This window comes from Arthrobacter sp. C152 (genome assembly GCF_054890965.1).
In genome coordinates this window covers 1-25,170 of sequence record NZ_JBTZSU010000042.1, presented here as the reverse complement: position 1 = coordinate 25,170, position 25,170 = coordinate 1, and the positions used below count along the sequence as shown (strand labels likewise).

23 protein-coding genes and 1 pseudogene are annotated in these 25,170 nt (G+C 62.8%); 12 read left to right on the top strand and 12 right to left on the bottom strand.

Annotated elements, in window-relative coordinates:
- Positions 1-2: 2 nt before the first annotated feature.
- A pseudogene (locus ACYSM9_RS19405) lies at positions 3-505 on the top strand (IS21 family transposase); the annotation flags it as partial.
- Positions 502-1,290 (top strand): IS21-like element helper ATPase IstB, encoded by a 789-nt coding sequence (gene istB, locus ACYSM9_RS19400; protein ID WP_461858590.1) that lies wholly within the window; start codon positions 502-504, stop codon positions 1,288-1,290. The pseudogene ACYSM9_RS19405 and the gene istB, both read left to right, overlap by 4 nt.
- A gap of 1,170 nt (positions 1,291-2,460) precedes the next feature.
- Here istB and ACYSM9_RS19395 read toward each other — a convergent pair.
- Positions 2,461-3,732 carry a CaiB/BaiF CoA transferase family protein gene (locus ACYSM9_RS19395; RefSeq protein ID WP_461858589.1) on the bottom strand — a complete coding sequence of 424 codons (1,272 nt, stop codon included), beginning with the start codon at positions 3,730-3,732 and terminating at the stop codon, positions 2,461-2,463.
- A 143-nt stretch (positions 3,733-3,875) separates the two neighbouring features.
- On the opposite strand from ACYSM9_RS19395, the gene ACYSM9_RS19390 reads away from it, so the two are divergent.
- Positions 3,876-4,730 carry an IclR family transcriptional regulator gene (locus tag ACYSM9_RS19390; protein ID WP_461858588.1) on the top strand — a complete coding sequence of 285 codons (855 nt, stop codon included), beginning with the start codon at positions 3,876-3,878 and terminating at the stop codon, positions 4,728-4,730.
- 917 nt (positions 4,731-5,647) lie between these two features.
- On the opposite strand, the gene ACYSM9_RS19385 is transcribed toward ACYSM9_RS19390, so the two are convergent.
- Together ACYSM9_RS19385 and ACYSM9_RS19380 are read right to left on the bottom strand one after the other, a co-directional pair.
- Positions 5,648-5,908, bottom strand: a complete 261-nt coding sequence (locus tag ACYSM9_RS19385) for a hypothetical protein (protein WP_461858587.1) — start codon at positions 5,906-5,908, stop codon at positions 5,648-5,650.
- Between the two features lie 76 nt (positions 5,909-5,984).
- Entirely contained in the window at positions 5,985-6,278 is a 294-nt protein-coding gene (locus ACYSM9_RS19380; RefSeq protein WP_461858586.1) for a hypothetical protein, read from the bottom strand.
- A 108-nt stretch (positions 6,279-6,386) separates the two neighbouring features.
- On the opposite strand from ACYSM9_RS19380, the gene ACYSM9_RS19375 reads away from it, so the two are divergent.
- From ACYSM9_RS19375 to ACYSM9_RS19360, 4 genes are all read left to right on the top strand, one after another.
- On the top strand, positions 6,387-6,836 hold the full coding sequence (locus tag ACYSM9_RS19375) for an Lrp/AsnC family transcriptional regulator (protein WP_461858585.1): 450 nt from the start codon (positions 6,387-6,389) through the stop codon (positions 6,834-6,836).
- Positions 6,837-6,881: 45 nt separating this feature from the next.
- A complete protein-coding gene (locus ACYSM9_RS19370; protein ID WP_461858584.1) occupies positions 6,882-7,334 on the top strand; it encodes a DUF2000 family protein in 453 nt (150 codons plus the stop codon).
- Positions 7,327-8,028 (top strand): alkylmercury lyase family protein, encoded by a 702-nt coding sequence (locus ACYSM9_RS19365; protein WP_461858583.1) that lies wholly within the window; start codon positions 7,327-7,329, stop codon positions 8,026-8,028. The genes ACYSM9_RS19370 and ACYSM9_RS19365 overlap by 8 nt, the downstream gene beginning before the upstream one ends.
- 204 nt (positions 8,029-8,232) lie before the next feature.
- Positions 8,233-8,526 carry an ATP-binding protein gene (locus ACYSM9_RS19360; RefSeq protein WP_461858582.1) on the top strand — a complete coding sequence of 98 codons (294 nt, stop codon included), beginning with the start codon at positions 8,233-8,235 and terminating at the stop codon, positions 8,524-8,526.
- A gap of 296 nt (positions 8,527-8,822) precedes the next feature.
- On the opposite strand, the gene ACYSM9_RS19355 is transcribed toward ACYSM9_RS19360, so the two are convergent.
- The 9 genes from ACYSM9_RS19355 to ACYSM9_RS19315 form a co-directional block, all read right to left on the bottom strand.
- Complete coding sequence (locus ACYSM9_RS19355) at positions 8,823-9,815, bottom strand: Gfo/Idh/MocA family protein (RefSeq protein ID WP_461858581.1); 993 nt, start codon at positions 9,813-9,815, stop codon at positions 8,823-8,825.
- A gap of 110 nt (positions 9,816-9,925) precedes the next feature.
- Entirely contained in the window at positions 9,926-10,993 is a 1,068-nt protein-coding gene (locus tag ACYSM9_RS19350; RefSeq protein ID WP_461858580.1) for a Gfo/Idh/MocA family protein, read from the bottom strand.
- Positions 10,994-11,109: 116 nt separating this feature from the next.
- Positions 11,110-12,123 carry a LacI family DNA-binding transcriptional regulator gene (locus tag ACYSM9_RS19345; RefSeq protein ID WP_461858579.1) on the bottom strand — a complete coding sequence of 338 codons (1,014 nt, stop codon included), beginning with the start codon at positions 12,121-12,123 and terminating at the stop codon, positions 11,110-11,112.
- A gap of 13 nt (positions 12,124-12,136) precedes the next feature.
- Complete coding sequence (locus ACYSM9_RS19340) at positions 12,137-13,042, bottom strand: sugar phosphate isomerase/epimerase family protein (protein ID WP_461858578.1); 906 nt, start codon at positions 13,040-13,042, stop codon at positions 12,137-12,139.
- Positions 13,043-13,211: 169 nt separating this feature from the next.
- A complete protein-coding gene (locus tag ACYSM9_RS19335; protein ID WP_461858577.1) occupies positions 13,212-14,252 on the bottom strand; it encodes an ABC transporter permease in 1,041 nt (346 codons plus the stop codon).
- Positions 14,253-14,326: 74 nt separating this feature from the next.
- A complete protein-coding gene (locus ACYSM9_RS19330) occupies positions 14,327-15,838 on the bottom strand; it encodes a sugar ABC transporter ATP-binding protein (protein WP_461858576.1) in 1,512 nt (503 codons plus the stop codon).
- A complete protein-coding gene (locus ACYSM9_RS19325; RefSeq protein WP_461858575.1) occupies positions 15,835-16,872 on the bottom strand; it encodes a sugar ABC transporter substrate-binding protein in 1,038 nt (345 codons plus the stop codon). Before ACYSM9_RS19325 ends, ACYSM9_RS19330 begins: the two co-directional genes overlap by 4 nt.
- Before the next feature lie 85 nt (positions 16,873-16,957).
- A complete protein-coding gene (locus ACYSM9_RS19320; RefSeq protein WP_461858574.1) occupies positions 16,958-17,965 on the bottom strand; it encodes a zinc-binding dehydrogenase in 1,008 nt (335 codons plus the stop codon).
- Positions 17,962-18,885, bottom strand: a complete 924-nt coding sequence (locus ACYSM9_RS19315; RefSeq protein ID WP_461858573.1) for an aldo/keto reductase — start codon at positions 18,883-18,885, stop codon at positions 17,962-17,964. The genes ACYSM9_RS19320 and ACYSM9_RS19315 overlap by 4 nt, the downstream gene beginning before the upstream one ends.
- A 330-nt stretch (positions 18,886-19,215) precedes the next feature.
- Here ACYSM9_RS19315 and ACYSM9_RS19310 point away from each other — a divergent pair, with 330 nt between their 5' ends.
- The 5 genes from ACYSM9_RS19310 to ACYSM9_RS19290 form a co-directional block, all read left to right on the top strand.
- Complete coding sequence (locus tag ACYSM9_RS19310) at positions 19,216-20,394, top strand: Gfo/Idh/MocA family protein (protein ID WP_461858572.1); 1,179 nt, start codon at positions 19,216-19,218, stop codon at positions 20,392-20,394.
- A complete protein-coding gene (locus ACYSM9_RS19305; RefSeq protein WP_461858571.1) occupies positions 20,391-21,398 on the top strand; it encodes a sugar phosphate isomerase/epimerase family protein in 1,008 nt (335 codons plus the stop codon). The genes ACYSM9_RS19310 and ACYSM9_RS19305 overlap by 4 nt, the downstream gene beginning before the upstream one ends.
- Positions 21,399-21,649: 251 nt before the next feature.
- A complete protein-coding gene (gene iolC, locus ACYSM9_RS19300; RefSeq protein WP_461858570.1) occupies positions 21,650-22,654 on the top strand; it encodes a 5-dehydro-2-deoxygluconokinase in 1,005 nt (334 codons plus the stop codon).
- Positions 22,651-23,589 carry a Cgl0159 family (beta/alpha)8-fold protein gene (locus ACYSM9_RS19295; protein ID WP_461858569.1) on the top strand — a complete coding sequence of 313 codons (939 nt, stop codon included), beginning with the start codon at positions 22,651-22,653 and terminating at the stop codon, positions 23,587-23,589. Before iolC ends, ACYSM9_RS19295 begins: the two co-directional genes overlap by 4 nt.
- A gap of 29 nt (positions 23,590-23,618) precedes the next feature.
- Positions 23,619-25,170: thiamine pyrophosphate-dependent enzyme (locus tag ACYSM9_RS19290; RefSeq protein ID WP_461858593.1), on the top strand; the 1,552-nt coding region annotated here is incomplete at its 3' end.

Genomic DNA, 25,170 nt, shown 5'->3' with positions numbered 1-25,170 from the left:
CCCACGGCACCGGCCCGGGCGAGCAGGTCATCATCGTCCACCACGGCCCCGGTGGCCCAGTCGAAGTCGCCCGGCACGAACGGGCAAGGCCCGGCAGCCCTGCCATCAACGATGAGCACTTCCCCGGGACCAGGACCCGGGTCCCGGGCGATTACACACCCAGAGCCCGCACCGCCGACGAAGCCGAATTCCTGGCCATCGGCGCCGGCGCGGCGACCTGGCTGGTCGAAGCCGCCGCGGCCGGGACGGGGCGGATGAACGTGAAAATGGCCGAGGCCGTGACCTTGGCCAAAATCGCCGGGACCAAGCAGGTGGACCGGGCCCTGGGCGACGCGGCACTCTATGGCCGCTTCGCTCACGGCGACCTGGCCTCGATCCTGAACGCGAACGTCAGACGCACCACCACCCACGCCGCGGACGAAACCCGCTCCCTAACCCAAGGCACAGCGCGTGGGCTGGCCTGGGCGCCGCGCCCTCCAGCATCGCAAGGGAGCAGAACCGATGAGCCCGGTCAGCACAGCAAATACCACCGCCCCGGCCCTCCCGGCGGAGCTCGAAGCGCTGATGCGGCAACTGAAGATGCCCCACGCCCGTGCCCTGGCACCGGAGCTGATCGCGACCGCACGCGCCCAACGCTGGGAACCGGCCGAGATCATCAAGGCCCTCTTCGCCGAAGAAGCCGCCGGCCGGGCCCGGTCCATGCTCGCCACCCGGCGCAAAGCAGCGGGCTTCCCGACCGGGAAAACCTTCGACGCCTGGGACCCCGCCGTCTCGTCCATCCCTGGCCCAACCCAGCAGGCCCTGCGCACGCTGGAATGGATTACCCGCAGGGAAAACCTCGTCGTCTGCGGTCCCTCCGGCACCGGGAAAACGTTCTTCCTCGAAGCCCTCGGCCAGCAAGCAGTCGAAGCCGGCATGCGCGTGGCCTGGTTCAGGCTCGAGGACCTCGGCGCCCTCATCCGCGCCCACCGCACCGACGACAGCGTCACCCGCGCAGTGACCAGGATCCTACGCGCCGAACTCGTGGTGATCGATGACATCGGCCTGTTACCGGTGGCCACCGACGCCGCCGAAGGACTCTACCGGGTCGTGGATGCAGCCTACGAAAAACGATCCGTCGCGATCAGCTCCAACCTTCACCCGGCAGGCTTCGACGAACTCATGCCCAAAACCCTGGCCACAGCCACCGTCGACCGGCTCCTGCACCACGCCCACGTCTGCCAAACCAGCGGCGATTCCATCCGCCTCACCCAGGCCCTCGCCGGGAAAGGAGTCACCCAACTCAACTAACAAGACCCGACGATGGCCAATCCCGCCGAACCAATCAGTGGGCAGATCTATTGGCCATCACTGGGCAGTTTTACTGGCCACCAGCGGGCACATCAACTGGCCGTCCGTGGGCAGAAACTAATGGCCATTGACAATAAGCCGTGGGCATGGTCAACATCCTTCCACGAGCACAAGCTCGCTAGGTCAAGGAGTCAACAAAACCGGGGGCAGTCCCAGTCCCATCACCGCATTGTTAGCTTTGCTCAGGTAGGTACCTATCCGCCTGGCTTGATACCCTTTCATCGCATTCGTGGTTCCTGCGCGCAGGCGAGCGACGAAGTGAAGCGGGCCGGCGGTGCTGCTCCATGGAGCAGATGCTGCTAAGTCCGGTAGTGCTCCTATGCTTGCCACCGCGCGAAGGAAGCGCATGGGCGGCAGCCGCAAGTCCCGCGGTGCAGTTCATGGTCGGTTAAGCGGTGGCTTTTCTGGTGCTCTTAGGCTGCGACGACGGGTCCAAGGCTTGATCCGCAGAGCATCGCCGGGCTAGGCCGCTGTCGCTGGATCAATCGGCCAGCTTAAGCGTTCGGTATCCGCGAGTAGGCGGCCCCGGATAATATGCCTGGCTGTCCTACCCAGTCCAGCAAGCCTGTCTGTCAGGCCCATCGAGCGGAGCCTTTATTGTCGGTTGCCTCCGATAGCGGTATCTGCACGGCCGGAATAGGAAACTGTCGGGAACGCCTTGAGGTTTTCACTGATTTTGGAACTGCCGTAGTACCGTGCTCCGCTTGGTGGGTAGAGCCCATCTCGCATCTCCTAACGCAACCACGGTTCAGTGGGGTGGGGAAATGGCCACTTGCAGCAGTTAATGACTCAGCCGTGATTTGGGCGAGGACGCGCGGACGCTATCACCAGGGCCCACCGAAAGCGAGCTGATCGAAGGGGCCGACGGCGGGCCATCGTCCAGGACAAAACAATGCTAAAAATGCAGGGACGGCAGGTCTTCGAGTGGACTTGCAACGCGATTTGCGTCCCTAGGCATCGAATATTCGCGCCGAAGGGTCCGAGTCTCCATTTGATGACCGTCGTCCGCCTCTGCTCTGGGGCATCGGTCGTTTGTTGAAGTACCCGTGGGCGACAGAGAAACTGCATTTTGCACAAGCTCACGCGATGGTCGGCGCTTCATGCTTTCACTCACTTTCCGATCTCTTCGGGTGACCCTTGCGACCCTGCTAATGAGGAGCGGCCGGGCAACGGGTAAACTCCGGGTGCGGACGAGCCTATCCATTCGTCGATTCGATTGTTGTGCTCGCCGAGCTTTGGCGCGGGACGGGGACACACAGAACCGGTCAGGCGAAGCGGAGAAGCGAGCGTCCTGAATCCATCAGATTCAACCGCGATAAGGCCACGCTGCAGGGCGTGATCGTTCGTAAGAGCTTCATTGACCGAATAGATTCCGGATACCGGCACCTGGTGGTTTCCAAGAAGGTCAATGACTTCGGCTGTTGTAAAAGCGCTGAGGGCTTCTTCTAGAACTTGTCTGAACTCAACTGGGTTCATGTTCCTGCGGATCTGTTGGTTGAACCTTTCATCAGCCAACCACTCGTTGCGTTCGAGGGCAGCCGTCAGTCGCGGGAAAAGCCGGTCGCCGGCTATGGCTATAGCCACTTGCCCGTCCTTTGTCCGGTATGTGCTGAAGGGCGTCGACAGGGCGTGATCGTTGCCGCAGGCGGTGGGCTCTTCACCGTGCAAGGCGCGCATGCCAACCGATTCAAGAATTGAAACGAGGCTATCGAGCATGGCAATGTCGACGTGCTGGCCTTTGCCGGTGAGGTTACGTTCCTGAAGGGCAGCCAGTGCCGCAATAGCACCGTAGAGCCCAGGGATGACATCGCCTAGGCTTACTCCTACACGGGTCGGTTCGCCGCCCGGCCAACCGGTAACGGACATTAGTCCGCTCATTGCCTGCGCGATCAGGTCGTAGGCGGGTACAGCACGCAGGTCAGTGTCTTGCCCGAATCCGCTGATGCTCACTACTACAAGCCGAGGGTTGATTTCTAAGAGAAGGTCGGCGCCCAAATTAAGCCGCTCCATCACGCCAGGCCTGAAATTCTCTACCAAGACGTCAGACGTGCGGACGAGATCCAGCAGCCTACTCCTGTCACTCGGGTCCTTAAGGTTGAGCGTAATTCCGAACTTGCTCCGGTTAAAGAGTCGGTAATATCCCGATTCTCCCTTTACGGTTGGGCCAAAGTGACGGGAGTCGTCCCCTTCTGGGCTCTCGACCTTGATGACCTCTGCACCTAGGTCAGCCAAAATCATCGCGCAAAAGGGACCTGCGAGGACCCTAGAAAGGTCTAGGACCCGGATGCCTTCAAGCGACCCTGGCCGAGTTTGTGCCCCGTGTTCAACGGATCGGACGGGCGTATGGGAAGCGCTGGTTGGGCCGGTCGTTGGTGTGAACATTGGGGTCCTCTGCATGAAAGAATCTTCGGGCCATAAGCAGGCCCTACGTCTCCCTTATCCCACCATCTCGGGACTGAATGGGCCACAAGCAGGGCTTTCATTCTGTCCGATATACCGGACGATTGCTGCCGTACCCTTAGTGTATGAATGTCCCATCGAGACGCTCGAAGGCGCCCGCCGCCGCCCAGGTTTTAGCGGTCCTTCGCTTTGTCGCCGGTCAAGCCGGTCCTGTTAGTGCGTCCGTGATTGCCCGGGACGTTGGGCTTCCCCGATCTACGAGCTATCAGCTAATTACGGCCCTCGTTGAAGACGGGTTCCTGGTCCACTTGCCGGAAGAGCGCAAGTACGCTCTTGGCGTGACTGCCTACGAGCTCGGGACTGGATACGCTCGACAAGCTCCCCTGCAACGCATCGCACGGTTTCCGCTCGCCCAGCTTGTAAGGCGAACACGCCGTACCGCTCACTTGGCGGTAATGCATGGGAGGGATGTCATTTACGTCATCGAAGAGCGTGCTCCCAGGCAAAGGCCCTTGGTAACTGATACTGGCGTCCGACTGCCAGCCCATCTCACAGCCAGCGGCCGGGCCATGATGTCGCAGATGGACCGGGCCCAATTGGCGGCACTATTTCCTGGCCCCGAGTCCTTCATCATCCGCAACGATGACGGGCCCCAATCCCTATCGGCGCTTGAGTCCCTTCTGTCCAGAGCGCGGGACCTTGGGTACGCATGGGAGGAGGACGAAATTACAACGGGATTTTCGTCCGTGGCAGTCCCCGTGCTGGATCGAGAGAGGTATCCCGTGGCCAGTGTCACATTGACTGTTTCGAACCGCCCGGCAGCTTCAAGTACTTCGAGACGCGGAGCGAGGGAAAAGGAGTCCGCCGAGGACCGGGCGATAAGAATCGAAGAAGTCGCCACGGAGTGGATCCCTGAAGTGAGTCGTTGTGCACGCGAGATTTCCCGGAGGTTGGGAACCCAAACATACTCTCAGCGGTGACAAACGAAGTCTGCTGATTGGCACTCAAGGATCACTGGAGTGCACCTCCTATGAGTCACCCTCCTGGCGTCAGTTGCAGCATAATCTGTGCTTATTAGGGCGGCATCTTGGACTACTTGTCAGTTTGGGGTCCAGATACTGGATGCGACGTTGCGACCGAAGAACTGTCGAGCGCCCCTCAGGGCACCAAGGAACGCCAAATGCTCGACAATGTGCCCGTGCCCTCGCTGCCACACCGGCCTTCATTTCCCCGTGACCACCACCTGCTTCCGCTCAGGCCAGTCTGCCGACCACAGTCGGTCGCAGGTGCCATCAGAGGCGACTGTAAGACGTACTACACCCCAACCTGACGTCTGTGCCGTCTGGCCAGGGACTATTTAGCCTGCCATCCGAGCTCGGACTCGATCCTGGACGCTAGGAGTCGGAAAGACGTGCAAACGCCGGCCAAGGCGCCAGACGCATCCTCATCAAATCCGATTCTTCGAGCTATTTCGATAATTCTCGGCTGGCGTACCCAGGGTTTCCGGCCCTCCCACTGTCAGGATGAGATCTGAGAACATCGTGAGCCACTGTCAGGGAAACGCTGCCGCGCACTAATCTGACGCCGCCACACGTCTTCACCTCGGATATGGCACGTCAGACAGGCCGGCCGGTCACGAGTGGGGTCCGAAGCGACCCGCTTGGGTTCGACTTCTCCATCGCTACCCGACGGAATCACAATTATCGGCGTCTTGTCACCCGCGGGGGAGTAGCCCAAAAGGCCCTCATTTTCTACCTGCTGATGAGGATTCTGTCAGCCGGCGGCGGGACCGCGCCCAGGTCTTGATCAATGCTGTAAAGGGTGTTGTTCGTATGCCCGCCTGGGCACCAATTATTAAGTCCGATAAGACTGCTGGTGGCTTGGCCCGCGCGTTGATTCATTGCAGCATCTCAAAGGCTCTTTCGGCTATGAGCAGGGTGCCGAGTATAAGCATGACAACGCCCGACGCCACGCTGACGATCTTCGCCGCGCGCGGGCGTTTCGCCAAGACCCCGGCGGCTCCGTAGCCGACGGTGAAGTAGACGATCGCGCAGTTAGTAACATGGAGCCCGCCCAGCGTGATCATCTGCGCCCCGACTGGCCACGCTGCACTGGCCGAGGCGAACTGCGGAAGCAGGGCCAGGAACAGCAGGAACACCTTCGGGTTGAGAAGGCTGATGCCGACGCCCCTGGTGCGAACAACTTCCGCCCTCCCACGAGAGCAGCCTTGCCCGTCAGGTCCGGCGCCGCGGGACGCCGCAGACCGCCGACGCCGAGCCAAACCAGGTAAGCGGCGCCCCGGCGGTCAACGCAGTCATCGCTGTCTCGGAGGAAGCGAGCACCGCGGCAACACCGGATGCGACGATGATCGTCGCCGTTATGTGGCCTGTCAGCATGCCCGTGACGGCGGGCAGCACACCCGCGCGGCGTCGGACGCCCGAGCCGATCGCGTAGGCCCAGTCCGCGCCCGGAGTGATGACAAATAGCAATGACACGCCCCAGAACACGGCCATCAAACCAATATCCACCGGCAATTCCTCCTCTGAGAAGATTCCGATGCAAGATTATTCGATATAAAGCAAAACGTGCTTCGCGCAAAGTTGCATGAAACCACACATGGAGGGAGAATTTTTCTTATGGATGCACTTGATCGGGATATCCTCTCCCTTCTCCAGCAGGACGGGCGTGCCACCATGACCGAGGTCGCCTCAAAGGTCGGCCTGAGCCTGTCTGCCTGCCACCGCCGCTTCCGCGATCTGGAAGCAGCTGGGGTGATCCGCGGGTTCAGCATCGATCTCGACCTAGACCTGCTCGGCATGCCATTCGAAGCGCTGGTCTTCGTGACCATGAAGGCTGGCGACGGCACGGCTGTGGCGGCGTTCGAGGAGGCGGTCGCGCAGATCGCGAACGTGGTGCAGGCGCATCGACTGTTCGGGGAGCCCGATTACCAGCTCTACGTCGCCGCTGCCTCCAAGCAGCATTACCAGCAGCTGTATGACCAGAAGCTCAGTCTCCTGCCCGGCGTGCAGCGGCTGACCTCGACGCTGGTGATGAAGACTGTAGTGGACCACCACGCGCCCATCTGAGGACATTCAGGAAACGCGGAGAAGGAAAGAAGGAGTCAAGAAAAGATGACCACCGAGATAATCGTTCCCGAAGCCGCTCCGACGCGGCGCTTCGACACCAAAGTGGTGGTCGTGCTCGCCGAAGGCCTGGCCGCGTGGCAGGAACTGAACGTGACGGCGTTCCTCATGTCCGGCATCGCAACCTGCGGGGCCGGCCTGATGGGCGAGCCGTACCGCGACGCCGACGGCGCCGAGTACGCGGCCATGCTCCGTGAACCAGTGATGGTAATGAGCGCCGATGCCGAACTGCTGAGCAAGGCCCGCGCCAAGGCAGCCGCCCGCGCGGAAGTGGCGCTGGCAATCTACACCCGCGAGCTGTTCTCCACCGGCCACGACGAGGCCAATCGTGCCGCCGTCGCGGCCGTTCCCTCAAAGGACCTGGACCTGGTCGGCATCGCGGTGCGCGGCCCACGCAACGCCGTCGACCGCATCGTGAAGGGAGCCCGGTTCCATGACTGAGACGCATGACCCGATGAAGATCCCCGAGAGCCGCCGCGTGCGCGACCTCGTCTACGGGACGCTCGCCAGCGAGGGCCGTGCGCCCTCCATCGGGGAGCTGGCCCGCGAGACCGACACCGAACCCGCGCGGGTGCAGGAGTTACTGGCGGAGCTGGCCGACGCCCACGCCCTGGTGCTCAACGCCGAGGGTGATCGGATCAGGATGGCCCACCCGTTTACTGCCGCGCCGATGGCATTCGTACTGACCCCCGTCGACGGCCACGACGACCGACGCTGGTGGGGCGGCTGCGCCTGGGACTCCTTCGGCATCAGTGCCGCGCTAAAGCTCGACGTGCGCATCGACACCGCCTGCCCGCAGTGCGGCGAGCACCTCTCACTTGTCGCCGGCCCCGGGACGCCGCCGCAGGGCGAGCACGCCGTCAGGTTCCCGCGCCCCGCCGCCCAGTGGTGGGACGACGTCGTCGGCACGTGCACGATGATCCGGCTGTTCTGCACGCGCGACCACGCCGAGGAGTGGACCACCGAGCACGCGCCCGGCCGGGGATACGTCGCCAAGGCCCGCACCGTCTGGGACCTCGCCCAGGCCTGGTATGGCGACCGCATCGACCCCCACTTCGAGCCCCACACCCGCGACCACAACCAGCGACTACTCGAAGAACGAGGCCTCACCGGAGAGTTCTGGCGCCTGCCCTGAACCGGAGGTCGATCCCTCACCGCCGGTGCGTCGCTTCCTGCGCCACTAACACCGATGTCGGCACGCCCGGAGTAGGTACCTCCGGTCAACTTACCGGAGGTACGACGATGAGCCGCCGCGCGCCAATGCGCGTGGCCTGTTCAAGCTCGAAGACCTCGGCGCCCTCATCCGCGCCCCCGCACCGATGACAGCGTCAACCGCGCCGTGACCAGAATCCTGCGCGCCGAACTCGTGGTCATTGACGACAGCGGGCTCCTGCCGGTGGCCACCGACGCCGCCGAAGGACACTACCGGGTCGTGGACGCAGCCTATGAGAAGCGCTCGGTCGCGATCTCCTCGAACCTGCACCCGGCCGCCTTCGATGAGCTCATGCCCAAAACCCTCGCCACAGCCACAATGGACCGGCTCTTGCACCACGCACACGTCTGCCAGACCAGCGGCGACTCCATCCGTCTCACCCAAGCCCTCGCCGGGAAAGGAGTCACGCAACTGAACTAACAAGACTCGCGACGGTCAATCCCGCCGAACCGATCAGTGGGCAGATCTATCGGCCATCACCGGGCAGTTTTACTGGACACCAGCGTAACTTTAACTGGCCGCTAGTGGGCAGAAACTAGGGCCATGGACAGCCACTTGACCGAATATCCATTGTCGGCGTTCATCTGACGCGAGTAGAGGTAGCTGCGACAACTCCTCTGTCCGTATTCATCTCAGATGTCAGTTTTCGCATCGAAAGTGTCACTCGGCGGAGTCTGGACGCTTCTCACTCAAATTCCAAGCGGACCTTACCCTTGCTATGCTGACGAAGACCTTACACGGACAAGTGAGCCGTTCAGGGCCGATTCGGCGGCTGCCAGCCCCAAGACGAGAGCCTCGCGTCCGTCGTGCAGTGAAGCATGGGGTTTTTGGTTTCCGCGGGCAACGGAAACCAAATGTTCGATCTCAGTGCGGTAGGCGGTGGCATAGCGGTCTCCGTAGTGCGGGATGAAGGCGCCGCCGGAGTTAGTTCCGTTTCCGTTGGAAGCGGACACTAGAGTTTCCGTGGCATTTGCAACCGTAAGCGCGCCAAGGGTGCCGAACGCTTCAAGCCGCTGATCGTATCCGGACGCGTTGCTGCGCGAGTTCATGATGGTGATCAGGGCTCCGGAGGTGCTTTGGAGAGTAGCCACGGCGCCGGAGGCGTCACCGAGGGCTGCAAGTTGCGGATCCTTGTATTGTGCTGAAGCATGCACGGAGGCTATGTCCCCCACGATGAACCGTGCCATGTCCAAATCGTGAATCATCATGTCCCGGAAGAGCCCTCCGGATCCGGGAACGTATTCAAGAGGCGGTGGTTCCGGATCCCTGCTGATGATGGTCAGCTGCGAGATGTCACCGATCTCGCCCCTTCGCACGCGTTCGCGGACGGCGGCAAACGAAGGGTCGAAGCGCCGGTTGAACGCAACGACTACGCGGTCGGCCGCATCACCGACGGCCGCGATGCAGCGATCGACCTGCGTCAGCTCGAGGTCTACGGGCTTCTCGACGAGGACTGCTTTGCCCCCGTTGACAGCGCGGACGATGTGTTCGGCGTGGTACTGGTTGGGTGAGGCAATCACGACAGCGTCGATGCCCGCGTGAGCGAATGCGTCCTTCACCTCCATCGAAGTGCCGCCGTATTGCCGTGCCAGGGCAGCCGCCCCGGACCCGCCCGCGACGGCAGCCAAACTGGCGCCGGGCGTTCGTGCGATGTTGCGCGCATGCACAGAGGCCATCTTCCCGGAACCAATTACAGCAATCCGGACCATATTTGGAGTCATCTATAAGCCTCGTGTTCGTACTGGTTTTGGCATCAACCCGCGTGCCGTCCGTGCCATCGGCGAGCAAGGGTGCTGCCGGCAGAGGTCGACAAAGTCAGTCAGGCTTGCAGGGAGCAGTGGATTGTGTGGCCCTGAAGGGCGCTCTCCCTCGCGGCGTCGAGGACTTTGAGTACTTCCAATGCTTCGCAGGCAGGGGCCGGGGGAGCACTTCGGGTTCGGGCGGCGTGGGCGAAAGCGGTGTAAAAGTCGGGCCACCGATTTTCTTGGACCGGAATTGCTTCCTGGCCCTTGGCGGTGGAGAGGATTCCGAACCTTGGTGCCTTTCCCCTGTCGGCCGCGCCAAGCCCGTGGGCTTCGAGGAGCGTGTTGTCCAAGTCGGCATATCGGAAACTGCCTTCGCTTCCGTATATGCGGAGTTCTCGCCCTTCGACGCGGTTGGCCTTGCTGGCCTCAGCGTGCGAGGTCGCACCGCTGCTGTGGACAAGGTCCAGAGTGAATCCGGCATCGGTGGGCCCGTTCTCCAGGGTGACGGTGTTGAGATGGGCGGTCACCGCAGTTACGGGTCCCAGTAGCCAGATGAGCTGGTCGACGAGGTGGCTGCCGAGGTCCAAAAGGAGGCCGTTGGCGGCACCGGGCTGCAGGGACGCTGCTTCATCCAGTTCAAAGCGTGAGTGGACGCGCCAAACGTCTCCGAGCCTTTCTTGGGAGACGATCTCTGCGGCTGTCCTGATGTCGCCGTCCCAGCGCCTGTTGTGATAGACGCTGAGGAGGACGCCCGCGGCTTCAGCCGCTTTGGTGAGCTCGGCGCCGATGGCGGCGAACGGGGCGAATGGCTTGTCGACGATGACATCGACGCCTGCTGCAATGGCTTCCAGGGCAAGGTCGCAGTGGGTTTCGGGAGGTGTTGTTATCGTGACTGCGTCGACCCCCGCCGCCAGCAATTCCGTGAGGGAACGGTGAACGGTGACGCCGGGCCAGTCGGAGGTGGCGTGGGAGCGCCGCGTCTCGGATCTGGCTACAACACCTGCCAGAGAGATCCCTGCCGCGGCGTCTATGAAGGGCGTATGGAACCGGCGGCCTCCGCCGCCATAACCGACGACGCCGAGGCGAAGGTCAGGACAGGCTGTCCCTGCATCGTCAAGGGGGGTCAGCTGGGTGGCGCGCATTAGGGCCTTTCTGGTGATGAGACGAGGGCGTGCGACACGACGGACTGCCCACCGCGCGCCGGTTGTTGGCGGCACTGCCGCCCCTGGCCCCGCACCCTGCGGCTGGGCGTCGGTGTCTAGGGTTTTAGGGGGGCCGTGGTGCCCCGGCTTACGACTGCAGGTTGGACGAGGGTGCGCTGGGGTGGCCTGGAGGGGTCGGCTATCCGGGACATCAGGGCTTGTGCCGTGAGCCGTCCGACCTCTTCGCTCTTATCGTCAATGGAGGAGATGTCCAGGTACCGTGACTGGGCCATGGGCGAGTTGTCGTATCCGAGGACGGAGATGTCCTGTGGGACTGATGATCGTCGGGCTTTGATGGCAGCAAGTGCGCCGACTGCCATGGTGTCGTTGGCCGCGAATATGGCGGTAGTGTCCGGAAAGTGCTCGAGCAGTGCGAGGGCAGCCTGGTAGCCGTCCTCTTCGGTTGTTCCGTGATCCAGTCCCCATAGCCGGAGTGGGACTCCGGATTCTGCCGTGCGGGCGTGGAATCCGGCCCGTCGGTGCGCAGCGGCGCCGCCGGCACCCGTGAGGTGTCCGATCTTGGTGTGCCCTAATTCGATCAAGAAGCTGGCGGCCAGGCGGCCTCCGGCTTCGTCATCGTTGGCGATTAGGTCTGCGGCTTCGGGGATTTTGTCGCGCCATCCTGCGACGACGGTGGGGGTCCACGGAGTATGCAGCATTGATTCCCGTGGCTCCATTGCGATGACCAGACCGGCGACATGCATGGACAGCAGGCGGTCGATCGTTCCCTCCCCCGGTTCCGTTTCGGCTGTGGAATCGGCAACCGTTACCTGGTAGCCGAGTGGGTCCAACTCCTGCTGCATGCCCCGCAGCAATCCCACGAACCAGAGGTTCCGGTAGTCATCGATAACCAGTCCGATGGTCTTGGTTTCACGGCTTGCGAGCGTGGTCGCGGCGCGACTTGGACGGTAGCCGAGCTCCTCGATTGCAGTCATGACCGCGGCGCGTTTCGCCGGTCGTACGGACGGCGAGTTGGTCAGCACAAGTGACACGAGGGATTTGGATACGCCAGCTCTTTTCGCGACGTCGTAAATGGTTGGGCGGCGGGTAGCGGAGGCCTCGGCGGTCATGGGATACAGCCTTTCACTTCACGCCGTGTGCAGTGAAACTGTGCACGGCGATGGGGCCTAGGGCCTGGTAGTAGCAATCGGCCGCGGCCTGGATAGCCAGGTGCGCCCCCGTCTCGGGATCGAGGCTGCGGTGGTGGATGGACATCATTTCCACTCCCCAAGGCCCGCCGTAACCAAGACTCTGAAGCGCCCGGATGAAGGCGACAACGTTGAAGTCTCCGTATCCGCACAATTCTCTGTTGTCGAGCGTGTCCTCGTAAAGATTTTCGGACGGCAACGCCTGTCCGTCATCGAGTTCGACGGCGAACACAGATCCCTGCGGAATGATTCCCGCCAGCGAGTCAAAGCTGGATCCGCTTCTGTAGAGGTGCCAAACGTCAAGCATGAGGCCGGCGTTGGGGTGCTCCGCGGCGCGCACCAGGTCCACGGCCTTCTCGATGGTGGGCAACATCGAGAAGGCGGCCGCTTCGAGTGCGATTCTTACGCCTGCTTCTATCGCTTCCTCAGCCAGTTCATGGAGCTCGTCCCGAAGCCGGCTGCGGTCCACAATTTGACCTAAGAGGCCCGCGCCTACCTTGATGTGCCGGGCTCCGAGCGCATTCGCTGCTTCCAGCATCCGGGCGCGAGTGTAAAGACTGTCTGGCTCCTTGGTCCACCAGTTGTCCAGGAACTCCAGTTCGAGATGTCGAAGCCCGCAGTTTTTCAACAGCGTCTCAATCCCGCTGAAACTTCTGGATTCCCGTGCAGCGAGGATGTCTTCGAGAGTGAAACCTATGCCCCTAAAGCCAGCCCGGGATGCTGCCTGTATACGGTCCTCAAGCGGAACTGGGCTCAGTGGGCCTGTCAGTGGCGGCCTGACGTTCCCGGCTGTGGTCCAGCACGTTGCCAGGAATTCCGGTACTGAGGCGTCTGGTCCCATCGTTGGCTCCTTTTCTTCACGGTGGTGCGATGCCCGCGGGCCACCATCACGCTAAACGAGATGATGGCCCGCTATGTGGACACACTCCCTGTTGTCGTCTTCGTGATTCCCTTCCTGGCGTGCCGGGTGGGAGGCCGCGGATGACTTCCGGGGTCGCGGGGATTCTTCCCTAGTGCTTGCCTGCGGGCAAAGAAGACTTGCGGCGGAAGGGCGATAGTACCGTGTTGCGTACTTCAGCGCTGCCGATGAGGAGGGCTCCGAGGATGATGGCGCCGTAGGTGGCGTCGATCCAGAACGAAGGAACGTTGGAAAGGACCAGGATGTTGTTGATCATCCCGAGCAGGAGGACACCGGTTGCAGCTCCGATGATGGACCCCTTGCCGCCGTCGAGGCTGATCCCGCCGATGACGGCTGCGGCGAAGACGGTGAAGATCAGGTTTTCACCCTGGTTGGCCGTGACGGAGGCGATACGGGTCGAGAGCAGCACGCCGGCGAACCCCGCCATCACACCACCGAACACGAACAGGCCAACGGTCATCCGAAGAGTGCGGACACCGGCCGCCTTTGCAGCTTTTTCATTGCCGCCCATGGCGTAGATGCGTCGGCCGGTGGGGAAATAGCGCATGAATACCGCGGCTGCGGCGACAACGATAACGAGGATCCATACGTCGAGCGGGATGCCGAGCGGAGCGGTCATGCCAATGAAGGCCATGCTCTCCGGGAGATTGGAAAATGTCTGGCCACGCGAAATGCCGAGCGTGAAGCCTTGGAGAAGGATCAGCATTGCCAGCGTGACAATGAACGCGTTGAGCCTTAGTTTGCCGACCAGGAAGCCGTTGATGAGCCCGACGGCAGCGCCGAGCCCGACAATGACTACCGGTGCCATCCATGATGGAAGGTTGGCGCCGGACCCACCGTCGACCGCAGGTGCGATCAGCCAAACTGCGAGCATAGGTGCCAGACCGACCACGGACTGCATGGAGAGATCGAAGTAGCCGCTGATCAGGATGATGCTCTGCGCGATCACCATCACGCCCAGGACTGCTGACGTGGACAGGATGTTGTTAATGATGTTGTCCGCCGAGGCGAAATAGGGGACAAACACTGTACCCAGTATTGCTACGACGATGATGACAGGGATGAGCGCCAGTTCCCGGATGCTTCCGCCCAGGGCGGTCCAGCGGCGCCTGTCGGGTGCGGTGGCTGGCACCGATCCTGTAGCGGATTCGGAAAGGGGAGGAGTTGCAGTACTCACGTTGTTCTCGACTTTCAAAGATGGGGAGATCATGCCAGGGCGATGTCGCCCTGGACGGCGGCGGCGAGGTCGCTTTCCGTCCAAGGGGCGGTAAGTTCGCCTACGAGCTGGCCACGGAACATGACCAGGAGCCGGGAGCAACCGGAAAATTCGCTTTCGTCCGATGAGACGATGAGCCCGGCCCGGTCGTGGCCCCGTATGGCGTTGGTCACCGAGGCGACGATGGAGCCTTTCGCTGCCACATCGACCCCGGCTGTCGGGTTCACAAGGATAAGGACCTTGGGGTCGGAAGCGAACGTGCGGGCGAGGGCCACTTTCTGCTGGTTTCCACCGCTGAGTTCGATGGTGGCCTGGGAGCCAGACCGGGCCTTGATCTCCCATTTTCTGGCCAAGTCACCGTAAACTGTCCGGCGTTTTTCCCCATCAATGAGCCGCAAGGAGTTCCTCAGCCTGCCGAGGATGGTTAGCGTGGCATTTTCTTCGTTGGCCATGTCAGGGATGAACCCTGCATCGTGGCGGTCGCCCGGCAGGTAGCCGATTCCCGCGTTGATTGCCTTTCCGACCTCACCGCTGGGTACGATGCGCCCGGCCACTTGCACGGTCCCGGCGCTTGCCTGTTGCAGGCCGGCCAGTGCGTCGGCGACCTGAAAGATGCCTGAACCGTCCAGGCCTACAAGGCCGACGCACTCCCCCGGACGGATGCTGACGTTGAAGTTCTTAACAACGTCTCCAATGTCCAGGCTGGTTACTTCGAAGACCGGCTGCGTTCCAAGGCTGGCCGGGTCAACGGGGGTTCCGCTGGTCTCGGCGGCTGCGTCCACTGCCCCGCCGACCATCGCCTCAACAATGTCCCGGACCGTCAAACCTTCCAGGTCGCGGGTATGGACGACACGGCCGTCACGAAGGATCGTCACGGAGTCGCATACCTCGAAGACTTCTTCAAGGTAGTGGGACACGTAGACCACGGTGATGCCGCGGTCGCGCATCTCGCCAATCCGTTCGAAGAGCGTCCGGGTGGCATCGCCGTCCAGTCCTGCTGTTGGCTCGTCCAGCAAAAGGATGCGTGCCCCGCTGCTGACGGCCCGGCAGATTTCGACGATCTTGCGGTGCAGCGGCTCCAGCTCCGCCACCGGCATGTCGGTTACTTCACCGATACCCCATTCCTCCAGCAGGCGCCGGGCCTTGACCCGCATGGCCTGCCAGTTGACGATGCCGATCTTGGTGGTGGGATAGGTGCCCAGGGAGATGTTTTCAGCGGCGGTGAGTTCCGGGACCAGGGTGCTGTGCTGGTAGACACATGCAACGTTGTCCTGGACGCTGGTGCTTTCCACGCTGCCGGGGAAGCCGATGGTTCCCCCGTCCGGGGTCAAAAGCCCGGTGATCATGGAGATCAGGGTCGATTTTCCTGCCCCGTTGCGGCCAAGGAGTGCCCGGGCCTCACCGCGGTTGATTGTCAGCGAGACATCGCTCAGTGCCAAGGTCGTGCCGAATCGCTTGCTGACGCCCTGGATTCGGAGGGCCGGCTGTGTATCTGTGCTCATTGGTTTGCCCAGAGCGTCTTGTCATCGGCGTTCGCCTTGGTCACGACGGGTGAGGGCAGCGAGTCGGCCAGCTGACCGGCAGCGTTCTTGGCGATGGTGCTTCCGTGGTCGGTTGCGCCCTCGCTGAAGGTCTTGCCGGCAGCCGCGTCGTTGGCGTACTTGACGCTGTATTTCGCGTAGTCGTTCAGCGGCTGGGCGATGGTGGCGTCCTGGTAGCCCTGTCGGATGTTGTTCAGGGCGTCAGAGGTACCGTCGATACCCACCAGGGTGACGTGCCCGGCGGTGCCTGCCGGCTGCCACCTGTTCAGGTCCTGGAGTACTTTTTGGATGCCCGGGACGAAGAAGTCACTGGCCATGAAGATGCCATCGATGCTCGAAGAGCTCAGCAGTGTCTGGGCGGCGTTGGTTGCCTTGTCCATTTCCCAGTTTGTCGGCTTCTGGACCACGGTCATTCCGGGGAACTGGGACTTGATGCAATCACCGAAGCCCTGACTGCGTTCGCGGCCATTAGTGGAGCTCAGATCGCCCTGAAGGTCCAGGACGGTGCCTTTGCCGGAGAGCGCTTTGCCCATCTGCTCGCAGGCCTGCTTGCCCATGGCCAGGTTGTCGGCACGGACAATCATGGCGACATTGCCGCTGTCCGGCGCCTGGTCGACCGTGACAACGGGGACCTTCTGGTTGTTGGCCTTCTGGATGGCCGGCACGATCGCCTTGGCATCGACAGGGTTGATGATCATGGCCTTCGGGCTCTTGGAGAGCGTCGTCTGAATGTCCGTCACCTGCTTGGCGGGATCAGAGTTCGCGTTCGTGGGGGGAAGGAGGTTCACCCCCTGCTTTGACGCTTCGTCCTGGGTGGCCTTCGTCAGCGCTATCTGAAACGGATCCGTGAGCTTGGACCCGGCGTAGCCAACAGTGGTGCCACCGCTGCTGCTGTTAGAGGAAGGAGTCGCGGCACATGCCGTGAAACTAAGGGCTGCTGCCAGTCCCAGCGCTGTCGCGGTCCCGATGCGGGTGGTGATGGTACGAGCGGTCATCATGGGTTCCTTTGGTTATAGTGGCGGGCGGCGGTGCCCGTACGAGGGTTGGCAAATAGAGGGTTGAAAGTTGCTTGCGCCGGGGTCAGCCGGGCTGGATCAGGTACTTCACTGCTGATGGGGAGGACCGCATGCTGGCGAAAGCATCCGTAGCGCCGCTCAGGTCCATAATCCCGCTGATAAGCGGTGTCAGGTCCAGAACGCCGCGGGCTAATAGATCAATCGCCATGGCAAACTCCTCCACGTAGATGAAGCTGCCACGGATATCGATCTCCTTGAAAAGCAGATCGGCTGCCTGATAGAAGGGTGGCTTGCGGGCGAAGCCCGTCACGGTCAGGCGTCCGTGGGGGCGGAGAACCCGGACCGCGGTCTCGGTCACCTGTGCCGCCCCGGTGCACTCGAAGGCAAAGGCGGGGGCTGTGGCAGGGCTGGAGAAATGGTCAACCGGGTCAACTGCGACCGGGTCTATTACGTAGGTGGCGCCCACTTCGGAGGCCTTTGTCCGCCGCTCAGCTGACGTCTCCACCACTGTTACCTCTGCCAGGCCGGCCGCCCGGAGAAGCATCGTTACCAACAGGCCTATGGGGCCTGCGCCGAAGACGACAGCTTTATCCCCCATGCTGGCCTGGGAGCGACGGACTGTCCGTAGGGCCACCGCGAGGGGTTCGACCCACGCTCCCATCTCCAGGGAGACGGAATCCGGGAGTTTGTGGACCATCCTGGCCGGCACGGCGACCCGGCGTGCCAGTCCCCCGTTGCGGGCCAGCCCGATCACGTTTTCCCAAATGGCAGGGCACATGGTGACCTCACCGGCAGTGCAGAAAACGCAACTCCCGCACCAGCCGCCGTTCGGGTTGACGCAGACGCGGTCCCCCACTGACCAGCCGGTGCTCCCGGGACCCACCTCGGAAACGACAGCTGAAAATTCGTGGCCCATCACAGTACCGGGATGGAAGTCGGGCTCCCCGGCATGCAGGTCACTTCCGCAGATGCCGCAGAACGCCACGTCCAGCATCAGCTGGTTCTCGTGGAGTTCGGGTTCGGGAACGTCAGTGAACAGTTCCCCCCCGCCTTCGAAAACGATTGCCTTCATGCTGTTCCTTCCCGGACAACGGGAGCGTTGTTTTCGTCCAGGCCGCTTTTCCACGTGCGCTCTTCAACGGGTGGCCGTAGGGCGAGCAGCTCTTCCAGGAGTTGTTCGTCGATGTCGTTCTCGGCAGCTTCGACGGCGGAACGCAGATGGGATATTTTGCCCGTTCCAATCAGCGTCGTAGCGCACCCGGAACGCTGGATGGAGTACTGGTTGGCAATGAAGGCGATATCCGCTCCCCTGCTGGCGGCGTGGGCGACCATCTTTGCCGCTGCTTCCTTAACCCGCGGACTGGCCGGATGTTCGATGCCGATGGTGGAGCCATGCGGGGTCAACAGGCCCAGCGCTACCGCTGCGGCGTTGATCAACCCGGCTCCCCTTTCGGCGGCGACAGGAGCCAGTTCACGGGCCAGGGTGTCATCCAGGAGGGTCGCGTGGGAATACGTCAGCAGAACATCAAGCTGGGTCTCCTGCATCGCACGGCGCATAGCCGCTGCAGGGTACCCCGTCATCCCGATGTAACGGCACTTGCCTTCCTCGCGGAGCTTCACCAGTTCCGCGTAGGAGTCCTCAAACAGGGGCCCCAGGGAGACGAATTCGATGTCGTGCAGTTGGAGGATGTCGACGTAATCGGTCTGCAGAAGCTGCAGGCTGCGCTCCAAACTGCGGCGCAAACGGGCAGGTGAAAAGTCGAAATCATCAAAGCCGTAGCGCCCGGCTTTCGTGCCCAGGACGACCTCTGACCGCCGGCCTCCCAACGCCTTGCCCAGTCGTTCTTCAGCGCTGCCGTAATACGGCGAGGTGTCGATGAAGTTGATGCCCAGGTCGATAGCATCATGCACAACCTTCAGGGCATCCGCCTCAGAAAGGGGACCAAAGAGTTCCCCCAGCGGTCCCGTTCCGAAAGCCAGCGGCGAAACCATCAGATCTGTCGTGCCGAGTCGGCTATATTGCATCGTTCAACTTCCTTGTCAACGAATGAGGCATCAGTGCCAGTCAATGTCGGACCGCTTAGGAGCGCTCCAAAGCAACTGAGCAGAATCCTTGCATCCCGGATGTGATCTTGTCCATAGGTCCCGACAAATTACTTTGCGCGAGCCCATTTTCGCGCTCGTCCACAAAAATTTCCGATGCTCACCCACTATTGACAGGACAAAGTTCGGGCCCCTACTGTGATCTGGAGCGCTCCAAGGAGGGCAATTGGTTGGACGATCTGGTGCCAACCCATCGAATGGATTTCAAGGGAGAATCACATGACAAAGGACATTGGAGTCGCCGTTATCGGTGCGGGCATGGCAGGCAAGGCCCACGCCGCAGCCTTCCGGACCGCCTCCGCACTCTACAACCCGGTCCTGCCGCCCGTGCGGCTGGTCTCCATCGGAGACGTGAACGCCGAATTCGGTTCACTTGCTGCCCGGAGGTTCGGTTACGAACGCAATGACACTTCTTGGCAGGCCATTGCCGAAGCCGACGACATTGATGTTGTCAGCGTCGTCGTCGCAAATTCCCTGCACCGTGAGGTTGTGGAGGGCCTCCTCGCTGCCGGCAAGCACGTGCTGTGCGAGAAGCCGCTGAGCGACACACTGGAAGATGCCCGGGCCATGGCCGAAGCAGCCCGCAACGCTTCCTCTATCGCGCGCATTGGCTTCACGTTCCGCCGCACACCCGGCATCGCCTACATCCGCGACCTGATTCGCAACGGCACCCTGGGCAAGGTGCTGCACTTCAGCGGCCGGTACTGGACCGACTACGGCTTCAGCCCCGAAGCACCAATGAGCTGGCGCTACAAGGGTGGCCCCGGCTCCGGAGCCCTCGCCGACGTCGGAAGCCACCTGGCCTACGTTTCCGAGTTCCTCTGCGGCGACATCAAGTCCATCAGCGGCGGCCGCTTTACCACCGCAATCGACAAGCGTCCCCTCCCCCTCGGCGCCGTCATTGGACACGATCACGCAGCCGTCAGCGACGTCTTCGAAGCCGTAGAAAACGACGACTACGCAGCCTTTAACGCCGAATTCGAGTACGGCGCCGGAAGCTTTGAAGTATCCCGCGTCGCCGCCGGCCACGCCAACAGCCTCAACTTCGAAGTGTTCTGCGAGAACGGCTCGGCCAAATTCGACCAGCGGCGCCCCGCCGAAATCCAGCTCTTCCTCAACGAAGGCGCCGGCAGGGAAAACGGCTACCGCCAGGTCATCCTCGGCCCGGGCCACCCCTACATCTCCGGAGGCCTTGCCATGGACGCACCCGAAGTAGGGTTCGGCCAGAACGACGCCTTCGCATACCAGTCCCGCGCATTCCTCGAGGAAGTCGCCGGCCTCAGCGAAGAAGAATCCCTGCCGCGCTGCGCCAGCTTCGACGAAGGCGTCCGCAACATGGAACTGCTCGCAGCAGTCACCGAATCCGCACTCAACGCCGGAAAGACGGTGACCCTGTGAAACTCGGCGTCTACAACGCAATCCTGCACGACCGCCCACTCCCCGAAGCCCTGAAAGTCATCGCCGACCTCGGGCTGACAGGTATCGAGATCAACTCCGGCGGCTTCCTTCCCCCCGTCCACATCCCGACCTTCGATGACATCCTCGAAAGCGACGCCGCCCGGGACGACTACCTGGCAATCTTCGAAGGAACAGGGGTATCCATCGCAGGCCTGAACTGTAACGGCAACCCACTTCATCCCAACCGGCTCATAGGCGACAAGCACGCCGAAGACATTCGCCGCTCCATCAAACTGGCCAACCGGCTTGGCCAGAATCGCGTCGTCACCATGTCCGGCCTGCCAGGCGGGGAACCCGGCGCCACAGTCCCCAACTGGATCGTCAACGCGTGGAACTCGGCAGCTCTCGACGTCCTGGATTACCAATGGGGTGTCGCCGCCGAATTCTGGAAGGAGACCGACCGGCTCGCCCGTGACCTGGACGTGAAAGTCGCACTGGAACTCCACCCCCAGAACATCGTCTTCAACCCGGCTGATGTTTACAAACTGGTCGAACTCACCGAAGCCACCAACATCGGCGTCGAGCTCGATGCGTCACACCTGTTCTGGCAGCAGATGGACCCCGTCGCCGTCGTCCGCGAACTGGGACCACTGGTATTCCACGCAGCGGCAAAAGATGTTCGCATCAACAAAGACACAGCAGCCATCTACGGTGTCCTCGACAACCGCTTCCGCCGCCTCTCCCCCGAGGAAAACCGCACCAACCTCGGCGGAGACGAATGGGCCAACGAGTGGCCCAAGCCCGCCGCCTGGGACTTCGTCGCTCTCGGAAAGGGCCACGACACCGCCTACTGGACCGAATTCCTCCGCGCCCTCCACGAAGTCGACCCCAACATGCTCATCAACATCGAACACGAAGACGTTGAATTGGGCCGCATTGAAGGCCTCGAAGTCGCCGCAAAAGTCCTCAAGGACGCCGACGCCGCCCTGGCAGTTCCCGCCTAAAAAAGTGGGGCCGCACCACAAGCGGCCCCACCTTTCCCTACACATATCCGGACAAACATTCGTTGTCCATCATGGACCGCTGCGCCGGGCGCAGACCTCGTTATCGACAACGAACGACTCGGAGACGGTCCGCTATAAGACCACGGCGCAACCTTGGCGCTCACCAGGCATTTTCACCGCACGCGGGCATTCCGGGCCCCAACCCCTGCTGCGCCGCGCTGAGTTCCACATCAGAAAGGTCCACGATTCCCGTGACCCACGAGCTTCTTACGATCGGGCGCATCAGCGTTGACATTTACCCTAACGACATCGGGGTTGGCTTGGAGGATGTTGATTCCTTCGGCAAATACCTTGGCGGTTCACCGTCCAACGTTGCTGTCGCCGCAGCCCGCCACGGCCGCCGCACGGGCGTGATCACACGCACCGGGGATGACCCTTTTGGCGTGTATCTGCACCGCGAACTGCGAAAATTCAGCGTTGACGACACGTACGTGACCCCCGTAGGCGGACTGCAGACGCCGGCGACGTTTTGTGCGATCAAGCCAGCCACGGATGAATTCCCGCTCTACTTCTATGGCCGTTTCCCCACTGCCCCGGATCTGCAGATCAAGCCTGAGGAGCTGGACCTGGACGCCATCCGCGAGGCCGGGATCTTCTGGTCGACGGTGACCGGGCTGTCCCAGGAGCCGTCGCGGTCCGCGCACATCGCCGCCCACGAAGCCCGTGACCGTGACCGATTGAGAATCGGCCAGTACACGGTTTTGGATCTGGACTACCGGCCGATGTTCTGGGCCTCGGAGGAAGAGGCCCGCGCCGAGGTGGCCAAGATCCTGCCGCACGTCACGGTCGCCATCGGCAACGACAAGGAATGCGCCGTCGCGGTCGGTGAGGGGACCCCTGATGAGCAGGCGGACCGCCTGCTGGCCGCGGGCGTGGAGATCGCCGTCGTCAAGCTCGGCCCCGAGGGCGTGATGGCCAAGACCCGCACCGAGCGTGTCGTGTCCGCTCCCGTCCCGGTTGAGACCCTGAACGGCCTGGGCGCCGGCGACTCCTTTGGCGGCGCGTTCTGCCATGGCCTGCTGTCCGGCTGGCCGCTGGAACAGGTGCTTGATTACGCCAACGCCGCGGGCGCGATCGTCGCCTCCCGCCTGTCCTGCGCGGATGCCATGCCGACGCCGCACGAGGTCACCTCGCTGCTGGCCGAACGCGGCCGCCCCGTCCCCGGAACCCCAATCTCACAAGGAGCAGCACTGTGACTCTGACATCTATTGCTTCCAACAACGCGGTAGATGACGATCCGCGCCGCTATGAGCACCTGAGCACCATCCGCTTGCAGGATCCGGACGCTGTGGCCCGCGCGGCCAAGGCCCGGCGCCGCCACCCCGGCCTCAAGTATGGTCGGCAGAACTTCATCGTTGCCGCCGACCACCCGGCCCGGGGCGCACTGGCCGTCGGCTCCGATCCGGTGGCGATGGCTGACCGCCGGCAGTTGCTGGACCGTTTGCAGGTCGCGTTGTCCAACCCGGCAGTGGACGGAGTTCTGGCTTCCCCCGACGTCATGGATGACCTGCTGCTGCTGGGCGCGCTTGACGGCAAGTTGGTGTTCGGTTCGATGAACCGGGGCGGCCTGTCCGGATTGGTGAATGAGTTCGATGACCGCTTCACCGGCCACACCGCCGCCGCCTTGGAGGCTTTGGGTGCGGATGGCGGCAAGATGCTGACCCGCATCTGCCTGGGCGACCCGGACACGGTAGCCACCCTGGAGGCGACCGCCAAGGCCATCGATTCCCTGGCGGAGCGGAAGCTGATCGCCATGGTGGAACCATTCCTCTCCAAATGGGAAAACGGAAAAGTCAAAAACGACCTGTCCAGCGATGCTGTTATCAAATCCATCGGCGTTGCCGAAGGCCTGGGCTCCACCAGCGCCTACACCTGGATGAAGCTCCCGGTCGTGGCGGAGATGGAACGGGTGATGGCGGCGACGACCATGCCCACCGTGCTGCTCGGCGGGGACCCCTCGGGCAGCCAGGACGAGGTCTTCGCCTCCTGGGGAGCTGCCCTGTCCCTGCCGGGCGTGCAGGGCCTCACCGTGGGCCGCACCCTGCTCTACCCCGCTGACGGGGACGTCGCCGGCGCTGTCGCCGCGGCCGCCTCGCTCCTGCACCACACCACAGAGATCCCGGAGAACTAGCAATGGGCACAACCACAGGAACGCGCAGGATGACGGTGGCGCAGGCCGTCGTCGAATACCTTTCCAGGCAGTACACCGTGGACTCCATCAACGGCGTTGACTACCGTGAGCGGCTCATTCCCGGGACGTTCGGTATTTTCGGGCACGGCAACGTGGCCGGCGTGGGCCAGGCGCTCAAGCAGTACCAGCAGCAGGATCCCACCCTGATGCCGTACTACCAGGGGCGGAACGAACAGGCCCAGGTCCACCAGGCCGTTGGCTACGCCCGGCACACCCGCCGCCGCCAGACCTACGCGATCAGCACCTCGATCGGCCCTGGCTCGTCCAACCTGCTCACCGGCGCCGCGCTGGCCACCACCAACCGCCTGCCGGTGCTGCTGCTGCCGTCCGACACGTTCGCCACCCGCGCCGCGGACCCGGTCCTGCAGCAGCTGGAGCAGCCCTACGCGTACGACCTCACGGTCAATGATGCGTTCCGGCCGCTGTCGAGGTTCTTCGACCGGGTGTCCAGGCCGGAGCAGCTGTTCTCCGCGTTCCACCACGGCCTGCGCGTACTTACCGACCCCGCCGAAACGGGCGCAGTGACCATCTCGCTGCCGCAGGACGTCCAGGCCGAGGCCTTCGACGTTCCCCTGGAGTTCCTGGCCGAGCGCGAGTGGCGGATCCGCCGCCCCGAAGCCGACGACGACGACATCGCCCGCGCCGCGGACGCCATCCGGGCCGCGAAGCGTCCACTGATCATTGCCGGCGGCGGCGTCCTCTACGCCTACGCCAACGAAGAACTTGCCAGGTTCGCCGAGCTGACCGGCATCCCTGTGGGCAACACGCAGGCCGGCGTCGGCGTCCTGCCCTGGGACCACCAGTACTCCCTCGGTGCCATTGGCTCGACGGGCACGACGGCGGCCAACGCCATCGCCGCCGAAGCGGACCTGATCATCGGCATCGGCACCCGCTACGAGGACTTCACCACCGCGTCCCGGACCGCATTCCAGAACCCGGACGTGCGCTTCATCAACATCAACGTCGCCCCGATCGACGCCTACAAGCACGGCACCACGCTGCCCATCGTCGCCGACGCCCGCAAAGCCCTGGTCAAGCTCAACGCCGCCCTCGGCGGGTACCGTGTCGGTGCGGACCTCGAGCAGAAGATCGAGGCCGAGAAGAAGCGGTGGAACGCCACCGTGGACGAAGCCTTCGACACCCGCTACACCCCGCTGCCGGCCCAAAACGAGATCATCGGCGCCACCAACCGCGCCATGGACGCCCGCGACGTCGTCATCTGCGCGGCCGGGTCCCTGCCCGGTGACCTGCACAAAATGTGGCGCGTCCGCGACCCGTTCGGCTACCACGTCGAATACGCCTACTCCTGCATGGGCTATGAAATCCCCGGCGGCCTCGGCGTCAAGCGCGCCGCGATCGCCGAAGCGGCAAGCACGACGGCAGCAAACGGTTTTGGCGGGGAAGCCGCCGAGGTGCGGGACGTCGTCGTGATGGTGGGGGATGGCTCCTATCTGATGATGCACACCGAACTGGTCACCGCCGTCGCCGAACGCATCAAGCTGATCGTGGTCCTGATCCAGA